We start from the raw sequence: 18,976 nt of genomic DNA, 5'->3' as shown, positions 1-18,976 counted from the left end.
ATGACTTCCACCCGCGAGAATTTGCTCTCTCCCGCGCGCGCGGGGTGCAGGGCAGGCGGGGGTTGAAGAAGATCAGGAACATTTCCGCGCGCCTCCGGTTGCCGCAGCTGACTGATACCAAGGAGGGACCGGATGGACGGAGGTCGACTGGATACGAGAATGCTGGCCGCGCAGGTGATCGGGCCGGGACAGGTCGAGATGACGGAGCAGCCGCTGCCGGAGCCCGGACCCGGCGAGGTCCGGGTGCGGCTCGAGGGATGCGGCGTCTGCGCCTCGAACCTCGGGCCGTGGTCGGGGCCGGAGTGGATGGAGTTCCCCCTCCCCCCGGGCGAGCTGGGCCATGAGGGCTGGGGGCGCGTCGACGCGCTCGGCGCGGGCGTGCCGCACGACCGGCTGGGCGAGCGGGTGGCGGTCTTCGGCGGCCGCAGTTTCGCGACGCACGAGGTCGTGGCGCAGGACGCCGCGCTGCCGATTCCGGCCGCCCTCGGGGATCGGCCCATGCCGGCCGAACCCTTCGGATGCGCGGTCTCGATCTTCCGGGCCGCGCGGGTCGAGCCGGGCGACACCGTGGCGATCATCGGCATCGGCTTTCTCGGGGCGGTGCTGACGCAGCTGGCGACCCGGGCGGGCGCGCGGGTCATCGCGATCTCGCGACGGCAGGAAAGCCTGGACCTCGCGGCCGGAATGGGCGCGGCGGAGGTGGTGGCGATGGCCGACCACGGCGAGGTTCTGGAAAAGCTGGGCACGCTGACCGGCGGGCAGGGGTGCGACGTGGTCGTCGAATGCACCGGCTATCAGTGGCCGCTGGACATGGCCGCGGAGATCCTGCGCGAAAGCGGCCGCCTCGTGATCGCGGGCTATCATCAGGACGGGCCGCGGCAGGTGAACATGCAGCTCTGGAACTGGCGCGCCTTCGAGATCGCGAACGCCCATGTGCGGGACCGGGCCACCAACCTGGCCGCCATGCAGGAGGCCATGCGCCTCGTGGACGAGGGGGTTCTGACCACCGAGGAGCTGCTGACGCACGAATACCCGCTGGACCGCCTCGGCGCGGCGCTGGACGCCACGCGCGACAAGCCGGATGGTTTCGTCAAGGCGGTGGTGGTGATGCCATGAGGGACGATGTCACGCTGTCCCGCCCGACGCTCGGCTTTCTCGGTCTCGGCTGGATCGGGCGCAACCGGATGGAAGCCATGGCCGCGACGGGCATGGGCGAGATCCTCGCCTTCGCGGATCTCGATCCCGAAGCCGTGGCTCAGAGCGGCACCATCGCCTCGCTTGCGCAGCGGGGCCGTTCGCTCGACGAGATCCTGGAGCTGAAGCCCGACGGCGTGGTGATCGCCACCCCATCGGCGCTTCATGCAGCCCAGACGATACAGGCCTTCGAAAGCGGTGCCGCGGTCTTCTGTCAGAAGCCGCTCGGCCGGAACGCCGAGGAAACCGCCGCCGCCGTCGCCGCCGCGCGCCAGGCGGACCGGCTGCTGGCCACGGATCTTTCCTATCGCCATACCGCCGCCGTTCGGGCCATCGCCGATGAGATCCGAAACGGCGGGCTGGGCGAGATCTATGCCGTGGACCTGACCTTCCACAACGCCTATGGCCCGGACAAGCCCTGGTTCCGCGACCGGTCGCTGTCGGGCGGGGGCTGCCTGATCGACCTCGGCGTGCATCTGGTCGACCTCGCGCTCTGGCTGCTCGACTGGCCCGAGGTCGAGTGCCGAGCGGCGAGCCTCAAGCGCGGCGGACAGCCGTTGGAGCCCGATGGCGACGGGGTCGAGGACCTCGCCCTCGCGACGCTCGAGACCGAGACGGGCATTCCCGTCCGCCTCGCCTGTTCCTGGAACCTCCCGGCGGGCTGCGACGCAGTGATCCGCTGCGAGTTCTACGGCACGAAAGGCGGGGTCACGGTGACCAATACCGGCGGCTCGTTCTACGATTTCGAGGCCTGGCGCCACGATGGCTGCGAGACCCGCCTGCTGGCCGCGCCGCCGGACGACTGGGGCGCCCGCGCGGCGGTCGACTGGCTCGGCCGTCTCGCGCGCGGCGAGGGCTACGACCCCGAATGCGAACGCCTTGTCACCGTGGCGCGGACGCTCGACGCGATCTACGCCTCGGGAACGGGCGCCTCGGGAACGGGTCGTGCCGGGCGACGTTGACCGGAACATCACGACCAGGAGAGAACCATGAGCGAAGCAGCAAGCACCACCGATCATGACGTGATCCGCAAATGGGTCGAGGCGCGGGGCGGCACACCGGCCCGCGTGCGCGATACCGGAGAGGGGGGCGTTCTACGGATCGACTTCGAGCCGAAGGACGAGAGCCTCGAACCGATTAACTGGGAAGACTTCTTCAGCATCTTCGAGCAGCGGGACCTGGCCTTCCTCCACCAGGACATGACCGAGGACGGGCAGACCAGCCGGTTCAACAAGTTCGTCGACCGAAGCGACGGATAGGACCGTGGTTCGCCCTGTCCCCGCAGGACCGGCCGGTTTCGCCGGAGCTGCGGGGGCCCGCATCCCCCGAGACCCGATACATTTTCGCATGGGCGGGGCGTTGCTTTCTGCACAACACAACGGAAAATTGATCGCCCCTCAGCCCGCCCGGCATTCTCTGCCAGTCGGATCGTGATACAGTGTCTCTTCCGCCGACCCCTTTGCGATCCATTCCGGAGGCCGGTCGAGACGCAGAACCGTACAGGCGAAGGGCAGTCGGGATGAAAGACGAAGAGAAGGGCGCCGGTCCCGTAACCGGAGCGCCGATCGAGGCCTCCCTCCGGGAACAGCTCGAGGCGATCGAGCGCGAGGAAACGCCTGAACGGCTTCTCGATCTCGCGCGGGAACTTCAGCGGCTGCTGCGCGATCAGGGCTGACCGGCGCGGGGGGCAGGCCCCTGGCGGGGCGAGAGGCCTGCCAGCCGATGTCAAGCAGCCTTGTTCAGCCGGCTTTCGGCCACTTCGGTCAGTTTCTTGTCGGCGGCCTTTTCCTCTTCCAGCGTGGATTCGAAGAGCCGGGTGCATTCGTCGTGGCCCATTTCCTTCGACCACGCGATGAGCGTGCCGTAGCGCGACATCTCGTAATGCTCCACGGCCTGCGCCGCCGCTGCCAGAGCCGCGTCGAGCACCTCCTGGTCCCCGACCTCGCCGGCGACTTCCTCGGCCTCCTTGATGATGCCGTCGATGGCCGGGCATTCGACACCCTTGGCCTCTTCGCCGAGCGCCTTGAACGCATCCTCGAGCCGTTTCACGTGCCCGTGGGTTTCCTCGAGGTGGGATTCGAAGCCTTCCTTAAGCGGCCCGTCCGAGGCCTTCGAGATCATCTTGGGCAGGGCCTTCTCGATCTGCTTCTCCGCATAGTAGATGTCCCGCATCGTATGCAGGAAGAGATCGTGTTTCGAGGTGATGTCCTTCGAGAACAGTGCCATTTCAAACTCCTTCCGATTGTGAGCTGTCCGGCCGGGTGGCCGTCGTGAACTCCCTGAACCGCACCGGACCGGGGTTTGTTCCCGCCGGCATTTCTTCGCGTATCGACGCGAGCGGACGGAGCCACTGGAACCATGCCCGCCGCATGTAGTTGTCCATTGGGACGCTGCTTGCTGGCGTCAGTCGGGCAGGGGCGATAACCACGGCGCGCATGGCGCGAGACCCCGGGCAGGTATCGAGTGACGCGGGACGCCGAAGGCGCTCGGATCAATGGCGTCCCCTGAAACCTTGGCTTCGGCTGAGCGGAATGCGTGTGTGGCGGCGCATGTTGGAGGCGCGATGCGAATAGACCAAACGGACGAGGAAGCGGGCTGTCTGGACCCCGAGGAAACGGTGGAGTGGATACCCGCGCTGCGGGCCTTTGCGCGCTCTCTGGCGCGCAATGCCGAAGAAGCCGACGATCTGGTTCAGGAGACGCTGCTCAAGGCGATCCGGCACAGGGAAAAATTCCGGCAGGGCACCAACCTGCGGGCCTGGCTCTTCACCATCCTGCGGAACACCTTCTACAACGGTCGCGTGAAATCCGGACGCGAGCGCCCGGGGGACGAGGATTGCGTCTCCTCCAACCCATGGACCGCGCCCACGCAGGAATGGTCCATCCGCGGCAACGAGGTGATGGCCGCCGTCGACCGCCTGCCGATTCATTACCGCGAGATGTTCATCCTGGTGGTGATGCTCGGCGAAAGCTACGAGACGAGCGCCGAGATCTGCGAGGTCGCCATGGGTACGGTGAAGAGCCGGGTGAACCGTGCGCGGGCGATGATCATCGAGGATCTGGGCGACCGCGAGGTGTGACGCCGCAGAAGCATGTTGCCGTGTGATAACCGCCTGCGCTGAATGTCCCTGTTCGGGATAGGGGTTGGCGTTCGATCTGAAGGCTCTGGTCTTCATCCCGACCGCGGGCGTCGCCTGACAGGCGCTGCGCCCATACACTTTCCGAGGCGGCGTTTCGCGCCGCGCTCGGAAAAGGCTGCTGTGTTCATCGAACGACCGGAGAGCGGGAGACCGCGCCTGAAACGGCTGGCTCCGTCGCGCCGGGCGTTCACCTCTCCTTGCGTCTGGTCGGAACGGTCCTTTCGGGATGCCTCATCCGCTCAGGTTCCGTGGTCGCGGTACGGGGGCCAGTACAATGACCGTCTCGGGTGATAATCCGGCCGCGAACCGGCCGGAGGAGTCCATCCGCAACGGTGCCAGGTCGGCATGGCAGGGTCCGGACCATCCCTCGACCTCGACCTCGCGCCCCGCTATCATCCGTCCCGGCGGCAGGCCGTCGGGCGCGAGCATCCAGTCGATCATCGCCTCGCGGCTGTCCTCGGGCAGCGCGAAGAGGTGCAGCAGCGCGTCGCCCGGCATCGCCTCGGGCACGAGCGGAAGCTGCGGCAGCGGCTCGGGCTGCACAAGACATTCGAGCATCAGCCATCTGCCCTCGACCCGGTCGCCGTCGACGCGAAGGCGGGCATCGCCCGCCGGGATCGCGGCCACCGTGTCCGCCAGTGCGGCGACGGCATCCGGCTTGGCGTCCTGCATGACCTGCGCCAGCGCGCCGAGACCCGCCGAGCGCCAGAACGTGGTCTCGCCTCCGGCCCCGCGAATACGCCCCGGCCGTATCGTCACTCCGGGCCAGGTGGCGAGGCTTTCGAACATGTCCTCGACACGGCGCGGCAGAGAGAGGAAGCGGGCGGTGGCGCAATCCGGGTCGGCGGGAACGAAGAGAAGAGGCTTGTCCCGGCCCAGCCATCGCCCGGCCGTCTCGTGAAACAGGTCTTCGCCGCCGGCGACGATGACAAGGTCGAAATCCCCGTGCCCGTCCTGATCCCCGATATCCTCCTCGGCGCGCTTCGTCTCGATATGCAACCCGAGAAAGTTCGCCCCGGTCGCCAGTTCCCCGGCGGGAATGCCACCTGCCGCCTCGTCATGGATCACCAGCGCGGTGCGGGCGTTCCTGAGGGCCGGCCGGCGCGTGTCAACGGTCATGAGATTCTCCTTGCGTCTGCAAGGCCCGGAAACCGGCCGGTTGCACGATTGTTCCCGAATGGTCAGCCGCACCGGAGATTTGCCGCCTGCACCACCGCGCCGGGAACATCTCCGGCAACGGCCGGTTACCGGCAAGGATCAAGGAGACACGACATGAGACATTCCCGAACCCGAGCCGGAGTGGCCTTGCCGGACATTCTGCTCGCTGCCAGCGCGGGGCTGCTGGTCTACACCGCGTATTCCCGCATTAAGGAGCGCAGGAGCCTGCCGGGCCATCCCGACAGCGCGCCGGGCCGGACCAGCCGCCAGTCGCGCTATGGGGACTACGCCGTTTCCGGCCGCAGCGTGACGATCAACCGGCCCCGGTCCGAACTCTATACTTTCTGGCGCGACTTCGAGAACCTCGCCCAGGTGATGGACAACGTCGACAGCGTTGTGCCGGATGGCGAAGCCTCGCTCTGGACGATCCGCGGCCCCGGCGGCGCCTCGTACCGGATCCGGACCGAGATCGTCGCGGATCGCGAGAACGAGGAGATCGCCTGGCGATCCGTCGACGGCTCGGACATCGACACCGAGGGCAAGGTGATGTTCCGCGACGCCCCCGCCGACCGCGGCACCGAGGTCGAGGCGATCGTCGCCTACGTCCCGCCCGCGGGCGCGGCCGGACAGTTGATCGCCAAGCTCTTTCAACGCGAACCCCGCGTCCAGGGCCGCCGCGAGATGAAGCGATTCAAGATGCTGATGGAAACCGGAGAGGTTGCCACCGCGCGCAACCGCTCGTCCGACTGAGGAGGCCAGCACAATGCGTGCACTGACATACCACGGAAAACACGACGTGCGGGTGGACTCGGTCCCGGATCCCGAGATCGTCAATCCGCGCGACGCGATCATCGAGATCACCGCCACCGCGATCTGCGGCTCGGACCTGCACCTCTACGACGGGGTCATCCCCGGCGTGATGAACGGCGACATCCTCGGCCATGAATTCATGGGACGGGTGGTGGAAACCGGGCGCGACAGCACCCTGAAAAAGGACCAGCGGGTGGTGGTGCCCTTCACCATCTCCTGCGGGAAATGCTTTCACTGCATGAAGCAGCAATACTCGGCCTGCGACAATTCCAACCCGGCCGAGAAGCAGGACCTGACCGAGCCGCTCTATGGCGAGGCGCTGTCAGGTCTCTTCGGCTATTCGCATCTGACCGGCGGCTATCCCGGCGGGCAGGCGGAATACGTCCGGGTGCCGTTCTCGGATGTCGGACCGATTGTCATCCCCGACGGGCCCTCCGACGAGGAGGTGCTGTTCCTGTCGGATATCCTGCCCACGGGCTGGATGGCGGCCGAGAACTGCGACATCGAAGAGGGTGACACCGTCGCCGTCTGGGGCTGCGGTCCGGTCGGCCTGTTCGCGGTTCAGAGCGCGCTTCTGATGGGCGCGCACCAGGTCATCGCCATCGACCACTACCCCAACAGGCTCGACCTCGCCCGGAAGCTGGGTGCCAAGGTCATCGACTATCGCCGCACCCATGTGCTCGAGGCGCTGCGCGAGATGACCGGCGGCATCGGTCCCGACGCGGTGATCGACGCCGTGGGAATGGAAAGCCACGGCATGGCGCCGGACAACGTGGTGGACACGGTCAAGCAGAAGGTCGGCATCGGCGCCGACCGCGGCCATGTCCTGCGCGAGGCCATCATGGCGGTGCGCAAGGGCGGCCGGATCTCGATGCCCGGTGTCTATGGCGGCTTTCTCGACAAGTTCCCGACCGGCGCCTTCATGGAAAAGGGGCTGCAATGGCGCACCGGTCAGACGCATGTGCAGAAGTACAGCCACGATCTGCTGCGCCGCATCCAGGAAGGCGACATCGACACCACCTTCCTGATCTCGCACCGCCTGCCGCTGGAAGAGGCGCCGCGCGGCTACGAGAACTTCCACTCCCGCCAGGACGAATGGACCAAGGTGGTCCTGACCCCCTGAGACGCTCATGCCGGTGCCGGGCCGCGCCATGTCGTGGTCCGGCGCCGGCGTGCGTCCGATCCCCGCAACAGAAGGACCCGCGACATGACCGAGACGAAACGCTTTGCCATCATAACCGGAGCCTCCACCGGCATCGGCCTCGAACTGGCGCGCATCTGCGCCGAGGAGGGCCACGATCTGCTGCTGGTCGCCAACGAGACCGAGGTGGAGTCGGTGGCCGGCACCCTGCGGACCGATGGCGCCGAGGTGGATACGCTGATCGCCGACCTCGGCAGCAGTGACGGTGTGACCCGGCTGCTCGACACGGTCCGGGACCGGCACGTGGATTATTTCTTCGCCAATGCCGGTGTCGGGCTCGGCGATGCCTTTCTCGACCAGGATCTGGACGACATCCACAAGGTCATCGCCCTCAACGTCACCGGCACGACCGAACTGCTGCACGGTATGGGTCGCAAGCTGCGGCGGCAGGGCACCGGGCGGATCCTCGTCACCGGGTCGATCGCGGGGTTCATGCCGGGCAGCTTCCACGCGGTCTACAACGCCACCAAGGCCTATCTCGACAGCCTGTCCTACGCGATGCGGAACGAGTTGAAGGAGAGCGACGTCACCGTCACCTGCCTGATGCCCGGCCCGACCGAGACCGAGTTCTTCGACCGCGCCGACATGGAGGACACCCCCGTCGGCAAGGACGACGACAAGGACGATCCGGCCATGGTGGCGCGCAAGGGGTATGACGCGATGATGAAGGGCCAGAGCGGCGTGGTCACCGGCTTCATGAACAAGGTGCAGGCGACGTTTTCCGGACTTCTCCCCGACACGGTGCTGTCGCAGATGCACCGCCGGATGGCGGAACCGGAAGAGGGCTGACCACGTGGCGTCCGGCATCCCGGACCTGCCCGGCGTCGACAGCACGCTCGCCTTTTTCCGCGAGGGGTATCGCTTTGTGGGCAACGGCTGCGACAGGGTCGGCGCGCCCGCATTCCGCACGCGGCTCATGCTGCGTCCGGTGACGTGCATGCGCGGACCCGAGGCGGTGCGGGCGTTCTATCGTCCCGGCCGGATGACCCGGCGCGGCGCCATGCCGGCCAGCGTCGTGGCGCTTCTGCAGGATCGTGGCAGCGTCCAGACGCTGGACGGGTCGGCGCATCGCGTGCGCAAGGCGCTCTTCATGGACATGATGGGCGACGACAGGCTGGGCGAAGCCCGCCGCCTGCTGGCCGAGGAATGGCAGACGGCTGCCGATGGATGGCGGGGCCGCACCGTCGCGCTCCGCGACGAACTTCCCCCGGTGATGACGCGCGTGGCCCTGCGCTGGTCCGGCATCGATCCCGAGGGAACGGATGTGGCGCAGCGCGCGGAAGAGCTCTCGGCGATGATCGAGGGGGCGGGCGGCCTCGGCCCGTCGCATCTGCGCGCCCGCTGGCTGCGGGCCCGGTCGGAACGCTGGGCGCGCGAGACGATCCTTACGGCTCGGAGCGGCGGCGGCGACAGCGTGATCGCCCGCATCGCGCGGCACCGGGATGCCGATGGCGAGGCGCTGCGTGATGACGTGGCCGGGGTCGAGCTTCTGAACGTGCTGAGGCCGATCGTGGCCGTCGCCCGCTTTGTCGTCTTCGCTGCGCATGCGCTGCACGTGCACATGGCGCCGGCCGGACCGGTTGGCGAAGACGACGCGCACCGGCTCGGCGAGGAGGTCCGCCGCGTCTATCCCTTCTTTCCGGTCATTGGCGGTCGCGTGCTTCAGCCCTTCGACTGGCGCGGCACCGCCTTCGCGAAAGGGGACTGGCTGCTTCTCGATCTCTACGGCACCAACCACGATTCCGCCGCCTGGCCCGCGCCCGGGGACTTCCGGCCGGACCGTCATCGCGACCCCCGGGCGGATCGTCTGGTCCCGCAGGGCGGCGGCGATTATCACCTCGACCACCGCTGTCCCGGCGAGTGGCTGACGATGGCCCTGCTCACCGAGGCGATACTGGCCCTGACTTCCATGGGCTATCGGGTGCCGCCGCAGGACCTGGATATATCCACCCGCCGCTTTCCCCCATGGCCCGCCGACGGGATGCGCATCGCCCCCGCCTAGGCCGTGCCGCGCCGCACGGTCCCGCTGCGATCACGCCCCCGTCGACGACTGAAATATCTGCCGCATGTGCATCTCGAATTCCTGCCAGCTGATGACGGCGCGGTTGCCGGCGATGCCGTGGTAATGCGACCGGCCGGTCGAGGTGGGGAAGGCGGCCCAGATGCGGGCGAGGTTTTCCATGAAGCGTTTACGTGCTATCTGACCACTCTGAAATTCATGAAAACCGGCATCGGCCAGCAGGATATCGGCCAGCCGGTCCTGGACCTCGGGCGAAAAGACGGTATCCACGCCGACGCCCGCCTGTCGCACGACGCTGCGCAGCGTCGGGGGGATGAACTGATACCGGCCGATGGCGTGCGGCTGGCCCGGCGTACGGTCTATCCAGTCGAAGATTTCTCGAATGGTCATCCGGGTTGGGCGGCGGGCCGGGCGGATCCGGGCGCCATGTTGCACCGCGTCGTAATCCATTCTGCCCGCATCCACATGGCCGATCAGCTGCTTGAGCTTGCGTGCTGGGGTTCCGGTGAATACCACCGAACGTCGGGCGACACCTGTGGCTTTGACGGATCGAGGAGCCGGAACGGCCAGGCGGATCCGGTCGGCCGGTCCCGGCGGGAAAAGCAGGAAGCTGACCGCCTCGGGCGAAGCGTTTCTGGTGCTGGTCAGGCTCTGTGCCTGGGCGGGGTGGCCGGCAGCCAGACAGATCAGCGTGGCAAGCGCCAGTTTTGCCTTCGTCATCATCCCGAATCTCCATGTGACTCCAGTCTTCTATCGGCATTCTGACCGTCTGCTGCCGGGCCGGCACCGTCGCAGGAAGGCACCCGGACGCCTCGAAAGGATAAGAGGCTTGCCGGAAGGCATAGGGGCCCCTTCGGTATCGGTCGCGCAGATCTTCTGAGGGATAGGGGCCGAACGGCCGGACCGGCCTCAGCCGTCCAGGAAACCGTCCAGCCGCGACCAGAGCGAAGTGTCGAGCAGGACCGTGAAGCGGATGTGGAACCCGTCCTGATAGAGGCCCGTCATGCCCGGAACCCGGCGGTTGACCCGGTTGTAGCCCAGGGAAAGCAGGGTGCCCTCGCTCGGGGAGAACCCGATCTCGGCGCCGAAGCCGGTGGCTGAATGTCCGGCGTTATCCCACAGATGCGCCGCATTCAGCCCGACCTGGAACCGGTCGTCCATGAACTCGTAATTCAGACCCGCCTGAAGCAGCTGCGTCAGAGAGGCGGCAGAGGTGCCCGAGCTGGAACGATAGCGATTGTACTGACCCGCATACTTGCCGTTCAGCCGAAGGTCATCTGTCGCCTCGTAGGCGGCATCGACCGGCCACAGATGCGACTCGCTGCGGCCCGCCCGCTGTTCCAGACGATGTTCGTACCAGGCAAGAACGTCCAGCCGCGGGTCGGAGACGGGACGATAGGCCACCCCCGCGCGCGTTCTCATGCGGGCGTGACGATTGCCGTCGCGGTGGTCCAGCGCAAGGCGGCTTCTGGCCAGAAGCGTGACGTCGTCGCTCAGTTCGGCGGCAAGACCGATACCGGCATAATAGGTCTGCCCGGACGGCTCGAAGGTCGCCTCGAGATCCGCATCGCCCACCCAGACCCCGTCGGAGGAGGCCCATTTTCCGCCGAGGGCGATCGAGGTCAGCAGGGCCTCGTTGGTTTCGACCAGCCTGGTATGCTCGAGGTCCAGATCGACCGCGACCCGTTCGCTCGGCGCCCAGGCGAAGGACAGCGCGTGGTGCATTCTGGTATCGTCCTTACCGACCCCGCGCGAGAACTCGGTCCGGCCCGTCAGCCAATCGGCCGGCCGGTAGGAGAAGCCGAGACGGGAATCCGAGAACAGGATCTTGTCGCGGAAGGTCAGCCGGACCTCGTTATACGCGCGCCACCCCTGCTCGGGCTCGCGGTACATGCCCAGGGTTAGTTCCGGCGCACGGTCGCGGCCGCCCAGCGGATAGCGCAGGCGCGCCTCGATCGAAGTGTTCGGCCGGTCCTGCGGGGTCCACTGTGCGCCCAGGATCAATGCCGCGCTGTCGCTGATCGCGCCGTCGCGCCGCGCCATCTCGTATTCTGCGCCCAGTTCGGCGCGCAGGTTTGCGGTCAGCCGCTGTGAATAGAGGCCGTCGACGATCAGCCGGTCGGTTTTGCCGATCCGGTCCCGAGTCCACTCGGCCGCGACCGCGAGATCGGAGTCCCGGTCGATCTTGAGCCCGTATTCCAGCCTGACCCGGGTCTTGCCCGCGCTCGCACTGCCGCCACGGGCCACAAAATTCACCTCGGCATGGATCGCTTCCAGCCGCAGCCGTTCGGTTTCCGAGACATAATCATAGCTTAGCCGGGCCGCCATGCCGGTGGCACCTTGCGCGTCCTCCGACCGCGCCACTTCCGCCTCCCAGACGCCGCCCGGGCCGCGATCGTGGCGGATGTAGGCGGACTGCAGCCTCTCGCGTGCCGGATTGCCGCGCGGGGCGTCGGCATGGACAGTGCGGGCGCCGACCGTCGTTGCGTCGGAAAGAGCGTAGCTGACCTCTCCTCCATATAGCCAGTAGCGCTCGGCCCCGGCCTCCTCTAGCTCGTAGGTGATACGGACGGAGACGGGGTTGCCTTCGGGATCGGCCTGGCGCACCGGCTCGTCGAAGGTGATCGAGTTGCGGAAGAAGTCCAGAAGATAGCCGGTGCCGCGACGCAGCGGCGTGGCGGACAGGACAGTGCCGCTGCGCCTGTCGCGCACCAGGATCTCGACCCGTTCCGATCCGTCGACATAGGCGCCGAGATCCAGGTCGTAGGGGCCCGAGACGCCGCGACCGGCGAACTCGACGATGCGCTGTTCCTGGGCGGTGCGCGCGGCGAAGACGGTGACCGAGACCCGGTCGTTCTCCCAGTGCGCCTTGGTGCCGGTGGTCATGCGCCGCAGACCGTCCAGCCTGAAGGCGCTGGATTCCGGTTCGATGGCGATATCGCCGTAGAGCATGTAGGACCGGCCCCGTTCGACCTTGACGAAAAGGTTGCCCGAGGACTGGGCATCGGCACCGCGTTCGGAATTGTCCCCGTAGACGGGGTAGTATTCATCGCCCCGGATATCGCGGAACAGCCTGTCCTCGGTGTCTCGATCGGAACTGTAGCGCAACGTCAGGAGGGCATCGCCCCGGATCGCCCCCTTGAGATAGAGCTCGCCGCGCAGGCCCTCTGCCGTGTCCTCGAAGTGGCTGAACCGGCCCTGCGGCAAGACGTTCGCGCCACCGCCGCCCAAGGCCACCGCGCCCTCGATGACGCCGACCATCAACCGTTCCTCGAGATCGGGGGTAAAGGTGATCCGGGCCTCGGCCTTCCCGAAAGAGCCCGAGACCGTCAGCAGATCGGGTCCCGAGACCTGCGGCGGGGTCAGGGCGAAGGTCGCTTCTCCGTTGTCGATATAGGCCTGGATGCCGGGTACGCCGGGGCGGATGTCGGTGACGTCCCAGGTGGCGCTGCGCGTGCCAAGCGTGACCGTCCCCGAGGCCGGAACCGGCAGGCCCCGGGCGTCCAGCACGCGAACGACGACCGGCACGAAAGAGGCGGGGTTGGCGGGGGCGCTGTCGGCCACCACGATTTCCAACCGGGCCGGATCGCCGGGCGCGGTGACGGCGATTTCTTGGCGCACGCGTTCGATGCCAAAGCTGTCCCGGCCGATCAGGGTCAGGCTGTTGGGCCCGGGCTGCAGCGACACGGCGACAAACTCCAGCGCCTGCACGTTGCGCTTGTCCCAGGTGCTGCGTTCGCCCACCCGGTCCGCGCCCTGCGCCTTGCCGTTGACCAGCAGCGACAGCGCGAGATCCGCCTTGCCCTTGATGCGCACGTTCAGCTTGCGGCGGGGCAGGGTCTGGCCCTCCTCCAGATCGACGAAGCCGGGCGCATTGTCGAGCGTCCGCACGACCGTTTCGAGTGGCTGCCGACGAACCGACGCGGCCGAGCTTTCCTGCAGCGACGGCGCGGGTTCGGCGCCGGTTCCGGAGACCATGCGCGGGGTCAGCTGGGTGGTGGTCGCGATGCCGCTTTCGCTGCGCGACGACCGGGCGGGCGCGCGGGAGGCCTCGATCGGCAGGTCGGCGGCGGTCAGCGAGCGGGGACCGGAGTGTTCCCGGAAGCGCAGCTTGCGTTTCTCGACTTCCGCCATGGCCGCGGATGAACAGGCGGCCACGGCAAAATGCTCGGCCCGCATCTCTCCCCGCCGCAGCGGCACGATCCGCGAACCGCCGCGGCGCAGATCGTTGGTGCGGGTCACGCGAACAGCGGTGCCCGCGGGCAGGGTTTCGTTTTGCACCACCAGAGCATGGGTGACCGGGCGCAGACCGTAGAGGGAGTATTTGCCGTCGATATCGGTGACGACCGACAGCCCCTCCTGGGTGACGATCCGCACCCCTGGGATCCCCGGCTCGTCGTGATCACCGCGGATCCCGTTGCCGTCGCAATCCATGAAAACCGAACCGACGACGGTGCCCTCGCGGGCGAAGACGCCGCCGGAGTTGCCCAGCCGCACGACAGAGCGCGCGACGACCGACTGGCGCAGGACCCCCGTGCCCGCCTGACGTCCGGCCAGGATTGCGGCGTTTTCGTTTCGTCCCTCGCGGGCGGCCGCGGTGAATTGAAGCACATAGCTCAACTCCCGGCTGGAGAGGGGGCCGATCGTGCCGAGATCATGAATCAGGTCGCCCGAGGCCGAGCGGCGTGGATCGCCCAGAACCTCGCCATCCAGGCGCACCGACCCCGCGACCAGTTCGGCCCCGAAGGGCGCGCGATCCAGAAGCTCGGCCGCGACCAGGGCCTGGTGCATGTTGTTGGTCAGGGTGAGGGTATATTCCATGAATTCGCCATGCGAGACCTGATCCCGGTCGGCGCGTTTGCTGATCGACAGCGGCATCGGGTAGTGCGGATCGACCGGAATGTCCGAGACCACCAGCGCGCCGCCCCCATGGGTGAATGCATTGCCGCGGCCCGCACCGGCCACGATGCGGCCGAATCCCGGGAACGCGGCGCGGACGGTCGGGAACTCCCATTCCGGCGCGTCAAGCACCGCATACCGATACTCGCCCGCGGCGACGGTACCGAACGTGAAATAGCCCCGCGCATCCGTGACGGTGCGACCCACCTCCCGGCCCGTGACGCCGTTCAGAAGGGCGACGGAGATACCCTCGACCGGCGCGTTGTTGAGCGAATCGAAGACGAAGTTGCCGGGATCGACCAGCAGGACATCGCCAAGCGCATGGGGGCCGCAGCTGGCTTCGGCGATCAGCCGATCGCCCGGTTCGGTCGCCATGACCTGATCTCCCGGAACCGCACCGCCCATCCGTGTCAGCGGCAGCGCGGCGGTGACGAAATGGCCCGTGTTGGCGCCTGTCTCGACGGCGGACAGCGTCTCGACATCGCCGGTCAAGGTGCTGCGGATCGAGATCGTCACCCGGTCCGCGGTTGCGGTCAGATTGCAGGAGGCGGACGTCAGGTGCAGGCTGGTGTCGGTGCCGGGCGACGCCGTGGCGGCGTCGGTCGCAGTCGCCGGATCGACAAAGGTCAACCGTCCCCCGGTCGCGCGATCCCGCTGATAAAGGGTGGTATTCGACCGCACACCGGCTGCGGACAGGGTGCCGTCCAGGAAACTTTCCGCCGTGTTTGCGATGTCGACGCTGCCCAGCACATCGGGCACCCGCACGGTGAACCGGGGGTCGACGGATTGCCCGACGGGCACGCCAGCCACGAAAAAGGCGATGGCATCCACCTGCTCCGGAGCGGGCGGGCGGCTGGAATACTCCTCTTCCGCGTCGCCGCGGCGATGGTAGATCGGCACGGTTCCGCCGCTGTCCACGACCGTTTCGAACACGGTGTTCAACGGAATTTCGTCGCGAAGGATGATCCCGTTGACGGCGCTGCCGTCGATCCTCAGTGCAGAGCGGTCGGTTGCAGTGGCGCCGGACAGGGGCGTTTCGGAATTGTTCCGCAAGAGCAGGCCGTATTCGATGATCGTGTCAGCCGCACCGGGCGCGGTCCGCACGGCCTGGAACTTTTCCAGCTCGACGGTTCCGGTAACGATCCGGGTGACGCCGAAAGCCGTCTCGGACGGTGCCGGGCCGGCGGAACTGGCGACGACGCTCGGTGGGACTTGGGAGCCTTGGTCCCCTGCCGAGGCGGGCAGAAGCTCGGCGATCAGCGTCGATTCCAGCCGATCGTCGGGCTCTGCCAGGTTCGAGACGGTGAATTCGTAGATCAGATGTCGTGTCTCACCGGGCTCGAAAACCGCGCTGGCCACCATGGTCAGCGGCTCATCGCTCGCGTCGATCGTGCCGTTGGAGTTGATATCGACAAAGAGACGTCGGTCACGGATCAACTCCGCGGCCTGGCTATCTGTCAGGCGCATCGCCACATCCACCGCTGTATTGCCGGTGTTCGTCACGTCGAAATGGTAGCGGGCAATGGCGCCCCGCGTGAGGGTAAGATCGGAAACCCCCTGTACGGTCAGGTCGTAGACCGCGGAGACCGTCGCTTCGACCGGGTTGGATCTGACGGTTTCGACGATGCCGAGTGCCGTGTTGAAATACGTCGTTTCGGCGACATTGCGGATGATCATGCCGGCGGGGGCCTGGCTCTGCGCAAGGGTGGGCATCGACAGAAGAACCGCAGGCAGGGAAGGATAGGCCAGAACTGCGGCGACCCTGACGAGGCGGGGAAGAAAACTGCGCATCAGCCTGCTCCTCTGGCTTGCCGGCTCGGGGAAAAAATCGGGAAGAAAATGGGCGCCCTCGGGTGGATGAGGGAGAAATCCCGAAGGCGCCCGGTCAGGCTCAGTTGCTCACGCGGACGGTGAACTCGAGCCTTGCGAACCCGCCAGGCAGGACCGAACCATGGTCGCTGGAAATGCTGGAGGGCGTGACGGTGGCGGTGCTGGTGCCCGGGAACAGGGTTTCCGAACAGGCGCCGCCGCAGTTGGTGATGGCCGTATAGGCCGGGGCCGCGTCCGAGATGGTCACGGCATCCGCAGCGGCGGACCCGGTGTTCTCGGCTTCGATCAGATAGCGGATGCACTGTCCGGGTTCGACATTTTCGCGGTTCTTGGTGAAGGTGCCGACCGTGCCGTCGCAATTGGCGTCGATGTACTGGTACTTGGTCAGCGTCATGTCGCCGGTGATGATCACGATCCGGTCCTCGACCGCGTTGTCCGCAGCGTCGGCATCGGTCGCCGTGGCACCGTTGAGCGATGTGGCGAGCGCCACGGTCCCGACCTCGGGTACCCCGGTCGTCGCGGTCGACGGCGTCTGCACCCGATAGATGAGCGAGAAGCTGTCACCCGGTGCAAGCCCGTTCGTTCCGACCCCCAGGCCGTCGGTTAGATCGTTGAAGTTGTCGATCACCGGTTCGGAGGGTTCGATCGCGCCGTTGCCGTTCTGGTCCCAGATGATGGCCCCCGAGAAATTCGACAATCCGCTTTCGGTGATCGCCCCTTCGGTGATCGCCACGTTGCCGGTGTTCGTGACCGTATGGAGAATGTCGACGACACCACCCGGCGCGGCCTGAACGCTCTGGTCCTCGATGATCCCGACGTTGTAGATCTCGTTGACCGTGATCCGGTTGAGGATGCTGTCGCCCTGTCCCGAGACCGAGGAGACCAGCGCGATTTCCACCGGGGTGTCGCCGGGTGCGGCGCCGTCCGCCGGGGTCACGACCACCTGGACCGCCCGGCTTCCCGCAGAGGGGATGGTGCCGGTATTGGTCGCGGATGTGCCGTCAGGCAACAGGAACTCCACAGTCCAGCCGCTGGGCAGCGGCTGTGCCAGGGACAGGTTGTAACTGTCGGCCACCGGCCCTTCGTTCTGCACGAGCATGTCGAACACGACGGGCTCAGCCGGATCTGCGTTGCGGGTAACCCAGGGATTGCCCGCGTTGGTGGGGTTCGCGCCGTCGCCTTCCTGACCCAGAATGGCGTTCTCGAGATCGACCGAGGCCGCCAGCACCGCGCCCGAGAATTCTGCGGTCGAGGTATCGGTGACGCCCGAACCGTCTGAGGTCGTGGTGATGGTCGCGGTGTAGTTGGTGGTCGCCGTCGGCGCCACATCGGTCGGCAGCGTCGCGACCAGGGTGACGCGGGTGCTTTCGCCGATGGCCAGGGGCCCGACCGACCCGACGACCGGCGTCACGCCGTCCGCGCCGACAAACCGGAAGGTCGTGCCGGCCGGGAAATCGACGTTGGACACGGCCAGCTGGAGGCTGTCCGCCTCGTTCGAGAGGTTGGTCAGCACGAATTCCTGACGGATCGTGCCGCCCTGGTAGACATCGCCGGTTTCGGTAACGATATCGTTGCTGGCAGCGTCGTCATCCGTGGCGGAGGTCACGGCACCGTTCGGTGTCCCGTCCGAGTTGATGGCGGTGTCGGCCACGGCGATCTGGTACTGGTTGTCCACCATGATCGAGGCGGTGTTCGATGGCGGGAAGGCTGTGCCGTTCACCTCCTGCGTGGCGGTGTTGGTGACGAGGCCGGCATTCGCGGTATTGGCGACCACGGCCCGGAATGTCACGCTTCCCGAACGGCCGGATCCCACCGAGGACAGGGTGAAGTTCACCGTCTGGGCGTCGTCATAGTCCCAGGCGATGGTGTCGCCGCCACCGTTGGTCGCATCGACGGCCGTCGTGGCGTTGTTGTCGTCCAGCGGGACGGCGGCGTCCGACCAGCGGGCCGAGCCGGGGACATAGACGAGGTTGCCGTCCAGTACGTCCTGCACGACATAATTGTTCGCCGCCGCGAGGCCGGTGCTGGAGTAGGTGAGGGTGATGGTGACCGTGTCGCCGGCATCGACGATGCCGGGGTTGCCGCCTGATGCGGCATCGGCGGTCATCGATTTGATCAGTTCCACGATGGCGTCGTTCGAGACGGTCAGCGTGTCGGTGTTGGTGTCCGAGATCGTCCCGTCCAGCGCCGAGACCGAAGTCACCAGGATGGTGTCCGATCCGGTTGCGGTCGAGGCCACCGAGGCTTCGATCACGATGCCGAACTGTTCGCCCGGTGCCAGGGTCGGGGTGTCGGTGATCGGCGTCGCGCTGTCGGCCACCCCGTCCATGTTGGCGTCCGGATAGATCACCAGCGCGGTCGTATCCAGCGCGCCGCTATTGTTCTCGACAGCGGTCAGACCGAAGGCGTCGGGACCGTTGCCGTCGTTGGTGATGATATGCGGCAGAAAGGCCTTGCCGCCGGGGGCGATGGTTTCGCTGTTGTCCGAGGTCAGCGTGACGCCGGCCACCTGCTGCACCACGGTTTCCACTGTATTCGAGGTGACGGTGATCGTGTCGCCGTTGGAGTTGGTGTAGGTCGCGACGGCCTGGTTGCCGATGACCGAGCCCGCCTCGGGCGCGGCGTAGACCGCGGTGCCGATGGCGGCCGTCAGGGCGATCACGCTCGCCGATCGCAGGTAGGGGAAAGTCATGTCAGGTCTCCTTGTTCTGCACCTTGTGCAGGG

14 protein-coding genes are annotated in these 18,976 nt (G+C 67.0%); 9 read left to right on the top strand and 5 right to left on the bottom strand.

Features of this window, described 5'->3' with window-relative positions; genetic code table 11:
* The first annotated feature begins 132 nt into the window (after positions 1 to 132).
* From OB2597_RS01820 to OB2597_RS22025, 4 genes are all read left to right on the top strand, one after another.
* The gene (locus OB2597_RS01820; RefSeq protein ID WP_040608893.1) at positions 133 to 1,116 is read left to right on the top strand and encodes an MDR/zinc-dependent alcohol dehydrogenase-like family protein; all 984 of its coding nucleotides are present in this window, start codon (positions 133 to 135) and stop codon (positions 1,114 to 1,116) included.
* Positions 1,113 to 2,156, top strand: coding sequence for a Gfo/Idh/MocA family protein (locus OB2597_RS01815; RefSeq protein WP_009803798.1), 1,044 nt, complete (start codon positions 1,113 to 1,115; stop codon positions 2,154 to 2,156). The genes OB2597_RS01820 and OB2597_RS01815 overlap by 4 nt, the downstream gene beginning before the upstream one ends.
* Before the next feature lie 27 nt (positions 2,157 to 2,183).
* On the top strand, positions 2,184 to 2,453 hold the full coding sequence (locus OB2597_RS01810; RefSeq protein ID WP_009803797.1) for a hypothetical protein: 270 nt from the start codon (positions 2,184 to 2,186) through the stop codon (positions 2,451 to 2,453).
* 260 nt (positions 2,454 to 2,713) lie between these two features.
* Positions 2,714 to 2,869: a hypothetical protein gene (locus tag OB2597_RS22025; protein ID WP_009803796.1), complete on the top strand. Its 156-nt coding sequence runs from the start codon at positions 2,714 to 2,716 to the stop codon at positions 2,867 to 2,869.
* A 50-nt stretch (positions 2,870 to 2,919) separates the two neighbouring features.
* Here the strand turns inward: OB2597_RS22025 and OB2597_RS01805 are convergent, their stop codons facing one another.
* Complete coding sequence (locus OB2597_RS01805) at positions 2,920 to 3,420, bottom strand: YciE/YciF ferroxidase family protein (protein WP_009803795.1); 501 nt, start codon at positions 3,418 to 3,420, stop codon at positions 2,920 to 2,922.
* Between the two features lie 337 nt (positions 3,421 to 3,757).
* On the opposite strand from OB2597_RS01805, the gene OB2597_RS01800 reads away from it, so the two are divergent.
* Positions 3,758 to 4,273 carry a sigma-70 family RNA polymerase sigma factor gene (locus tag OB2597_RS01800; protein ID WP_009803794.1) on the top strand — a complete coding sequence of 172 codons (516 nt, stop codon included), beginning with the start codon at positions 3,758 to 3,760 and terminating at the stop codon, positions 4,271 to 4,273.
* A 291-nt stretch (positions 4,274 to 4,564) separates the two neighbouring features.
* Here OB2597_RS01800 and OB2597_RS01795 read toward each other — a convergent pair whose 3' ends face one another.
* Entirely contained in the window at positions 4,565 to 5,452 is an 888-nt protein-coding gene (locus OB2597_RS01795) for a diacylglycerol/lipid kinase family protein (protein WP_009803793.1), read from the bottom strand.
* A 153-nt stretch (positions 5,453 to 5,605) separates the two neighbouring features.
* On the opposite strand from OB2597_RS01795, the gene OB2597_RS01790 reads away from it, so the two are divergent.
* The 4 genes from OB2597_RS01790 (at position 5,606) to OB2597_RS01775 (ending at position 9,504) form a co-directional block, all read left to right on the top strand.
* The gene (locus OB2597_RS01790; protein ID WP_040608892.1) at positions 5,606 to 6,241 is read left to right on the top strand and encodes an SRPBCC family protein; all 636 of its coding nucleotides are present in this window, start codon (positions 5,606 to 5,608) and stop codon (positions 6,239 to 6,241) included.
* A gap of 13 nt (positions 6,242 to 6,254) precedes the next feature.
* Positions 6,255 to 7,424 carry a zinc-dependent alcohol dehydrogenase gene (locus OB2597_RS01785; RefSeq protein ID WP_009803791.1) on the top strand — a complete coding sequence of 390 codons (1,170 nt, stop codon included), beginning with the start codon at positions 6,255 to 6,257 and terminating at the stop codon, positions 7,422 to 7,424.
* A gap of 84 nt (positions 7,425 to 7,508) precedes the next feature.
* Positions 7,509 to 8,291, top strand: a complete 783-nt coding sequence (locus OB2597_RS01780; protein WP_009803790.1) for an SDR family NAD(P)-dependent oxidoreductase — start codon at positions 7,509 to 7,511, stop codon at positions 8,289 to 8,291.
* Positions 8,292 to 8,295: 4 nt separating this feature from the next.
* Positions 8,296 to 9,504: a cytochrome P450 gene (locus OB2597_RS01775; protein ID WP_009803789.1), complete on the top strand. Its 1,209-nt coding sequence runs from the start codon at positions 8,296 to 8,298 to the stop codon at positions 9,502 to 9,504.
* Between the two features lie 30 nt (positions 9,505 to 9,534).
* Here the strand turns inward: OB2597_RS01775 and OB2597_RS01770 are convergent, their stop codons facing one another.
* The 3 genes from OB2597_RS01770 to OB2597_RS01760 all read right to left on the bottom strand — a co-directional run bounded on the left by OB2597_RS01770 (position 9,535) and on the right by OB2597_RS01760 (position 18,943).
* Positions 9,535 to 10,245: a lysozyme family protein gene (locus tag OB2597_RS01770; RefSeq protein ID WP_009803788.1), complete on the bottom strand. Its 711-nt coding sequence runs from the start codon at positions 10,243 to 10,245 to the stop codon at positions 9,535 to 9,537.
* A gap of 186 nt (positions 10,246 to 10,431) precedes the next feature.
* Positions 10,432 to 16,212, bottom strand: a complete 5,781-nt coding sequence (locus OB2597_RS01765) for a DUF11 domain-containing protein (RefSeq protein WP_009803787.1) — start codon at positions 16,210 to 16,212, stop codon at positions 10,432 to 10,434.
* Positions 16,213 to 16,312: 100 nt separating this feature from the next.
* Positions 16,313 to 18,943, bottom strand: coding sequence for a beta strand repeat-containing protein (locus tag OB2597_RS01760; protein ID WP_009803786.1), 2,631 nt, complete (start codon positions 18,941 to 18,943; stop codon positions 16,313 to 16,315).
* Positions 18,944 to 18,976: the final 33 nt, after the last annotated feature.

The sequence above is a fragment of the Pseudooceanicola batsensis HTCC2597 genome, assembly GCF_000152725.1.
GTDB classification, from domain to species: domain Bacteria; phylum Pseudomonadota; class Alphaproteobacteria; order Rhodobacterales; family Rhodobacteraceae; genus Pseudooceanicola; species Pseudooceanicola batsensis.
The sequence above is the reverse complement of the archived record's forward strand: the minus strand, read 5'-3'. Positions and strand labels throughout refer to the sequence as shown.

Bases quoted from the DNA above. Each gene is read 5' to 3' on its own strand.
- OB2597_RS01820 (WP_040608893.1), top strand. From the start codon at position 133: ATGGACGGAGGTCGACTGGATACGAGAATGCTGGCCGCGCAGGTGATC.
- OB2597_RS01815 (WP_009803798.1), top strand. From the start codon at position 1,113: ATGAGGGACGATGTCACGCTGTCCCGCCCGACGCTCGGCTTTCTCGGT.
- OB2597_RS01810 (WP_009803797.1), top strand. From the start codon at position 2,184: ATGAGCGAAGCAGCAAGCACCACCGATCATGACGTGATCCGCAAATGG.
- OB2597_RS22025 (WP_009803796.1), top strand. From the start codon at position 2,714: ATGAAAGACGAAGAGAAGGGCGCCGGTCCCGTAACCGGAGCGCCGATC.
- OB2597_RS01805 (WP_009803795.1), bottom strand. From the start codon at position 3,420: ATGGCACTGTTCTCGAAGGACATCACCTCGAAACACGATCTCTTCCTG.
- OB2597_RS01800 (WP_009803794.1), top strand. From the start codon at position 3,758: ATGCGAATAGACCAAACGGACGAGGAAGCGGGCTGTCTGGACCCCGAG.
- OB2597_RS01795 (WP_009803793.1), bottom strand. From the start codon at position 5,452: ATGACCGTTGACACGCGCCGGCCGGCCCTCAGGAACGCCCGCACCGCG.
- OB2597_RS01790 (WP_040608892.1), top strand. From the start codon at position 5,606: ATGAGACATTCCCGAACCCGAGCCGGAGTGGCCTTGCCGGACATTCTG.
- OB2597_RS01785 (WP_009803791.1), top strand. From the start codon at position 6,255: ATGCGTGCACTGACATACCACGGAAAACACGACGTGCGGGTGGACTCG.
- OB2597_RS01780 (WP_009803790.1), top strand. From the start codon at position 7,509: ATGACCGAGACGAAACGCTTTGCCATCATAACCGGAGCCTCCACCGGC.
- OB2597_RS01770 (WP_009803788.1), bottom strand. From the start codon at position 10,245: ATGATGACGAAGGCAAAACTGGCGCTTGCCACGCTGATCTGTCTGGCT.
- OB2597_RS01765 (WP_009803787.1), bottom strand. From the start codon at position 16,212: ATGCGCAGTTTTCTTCCCCGCCTCGTCAGGGTCGCCGCAGTTCTGGCC.
- OB2597_RS01760 (WP_009803786.1), bottom strand. From the start codon at position 18,943: ATGACTTTCCCCTACCTGCGATCGGCGAGCGTGATCGCCCTGACGGCC.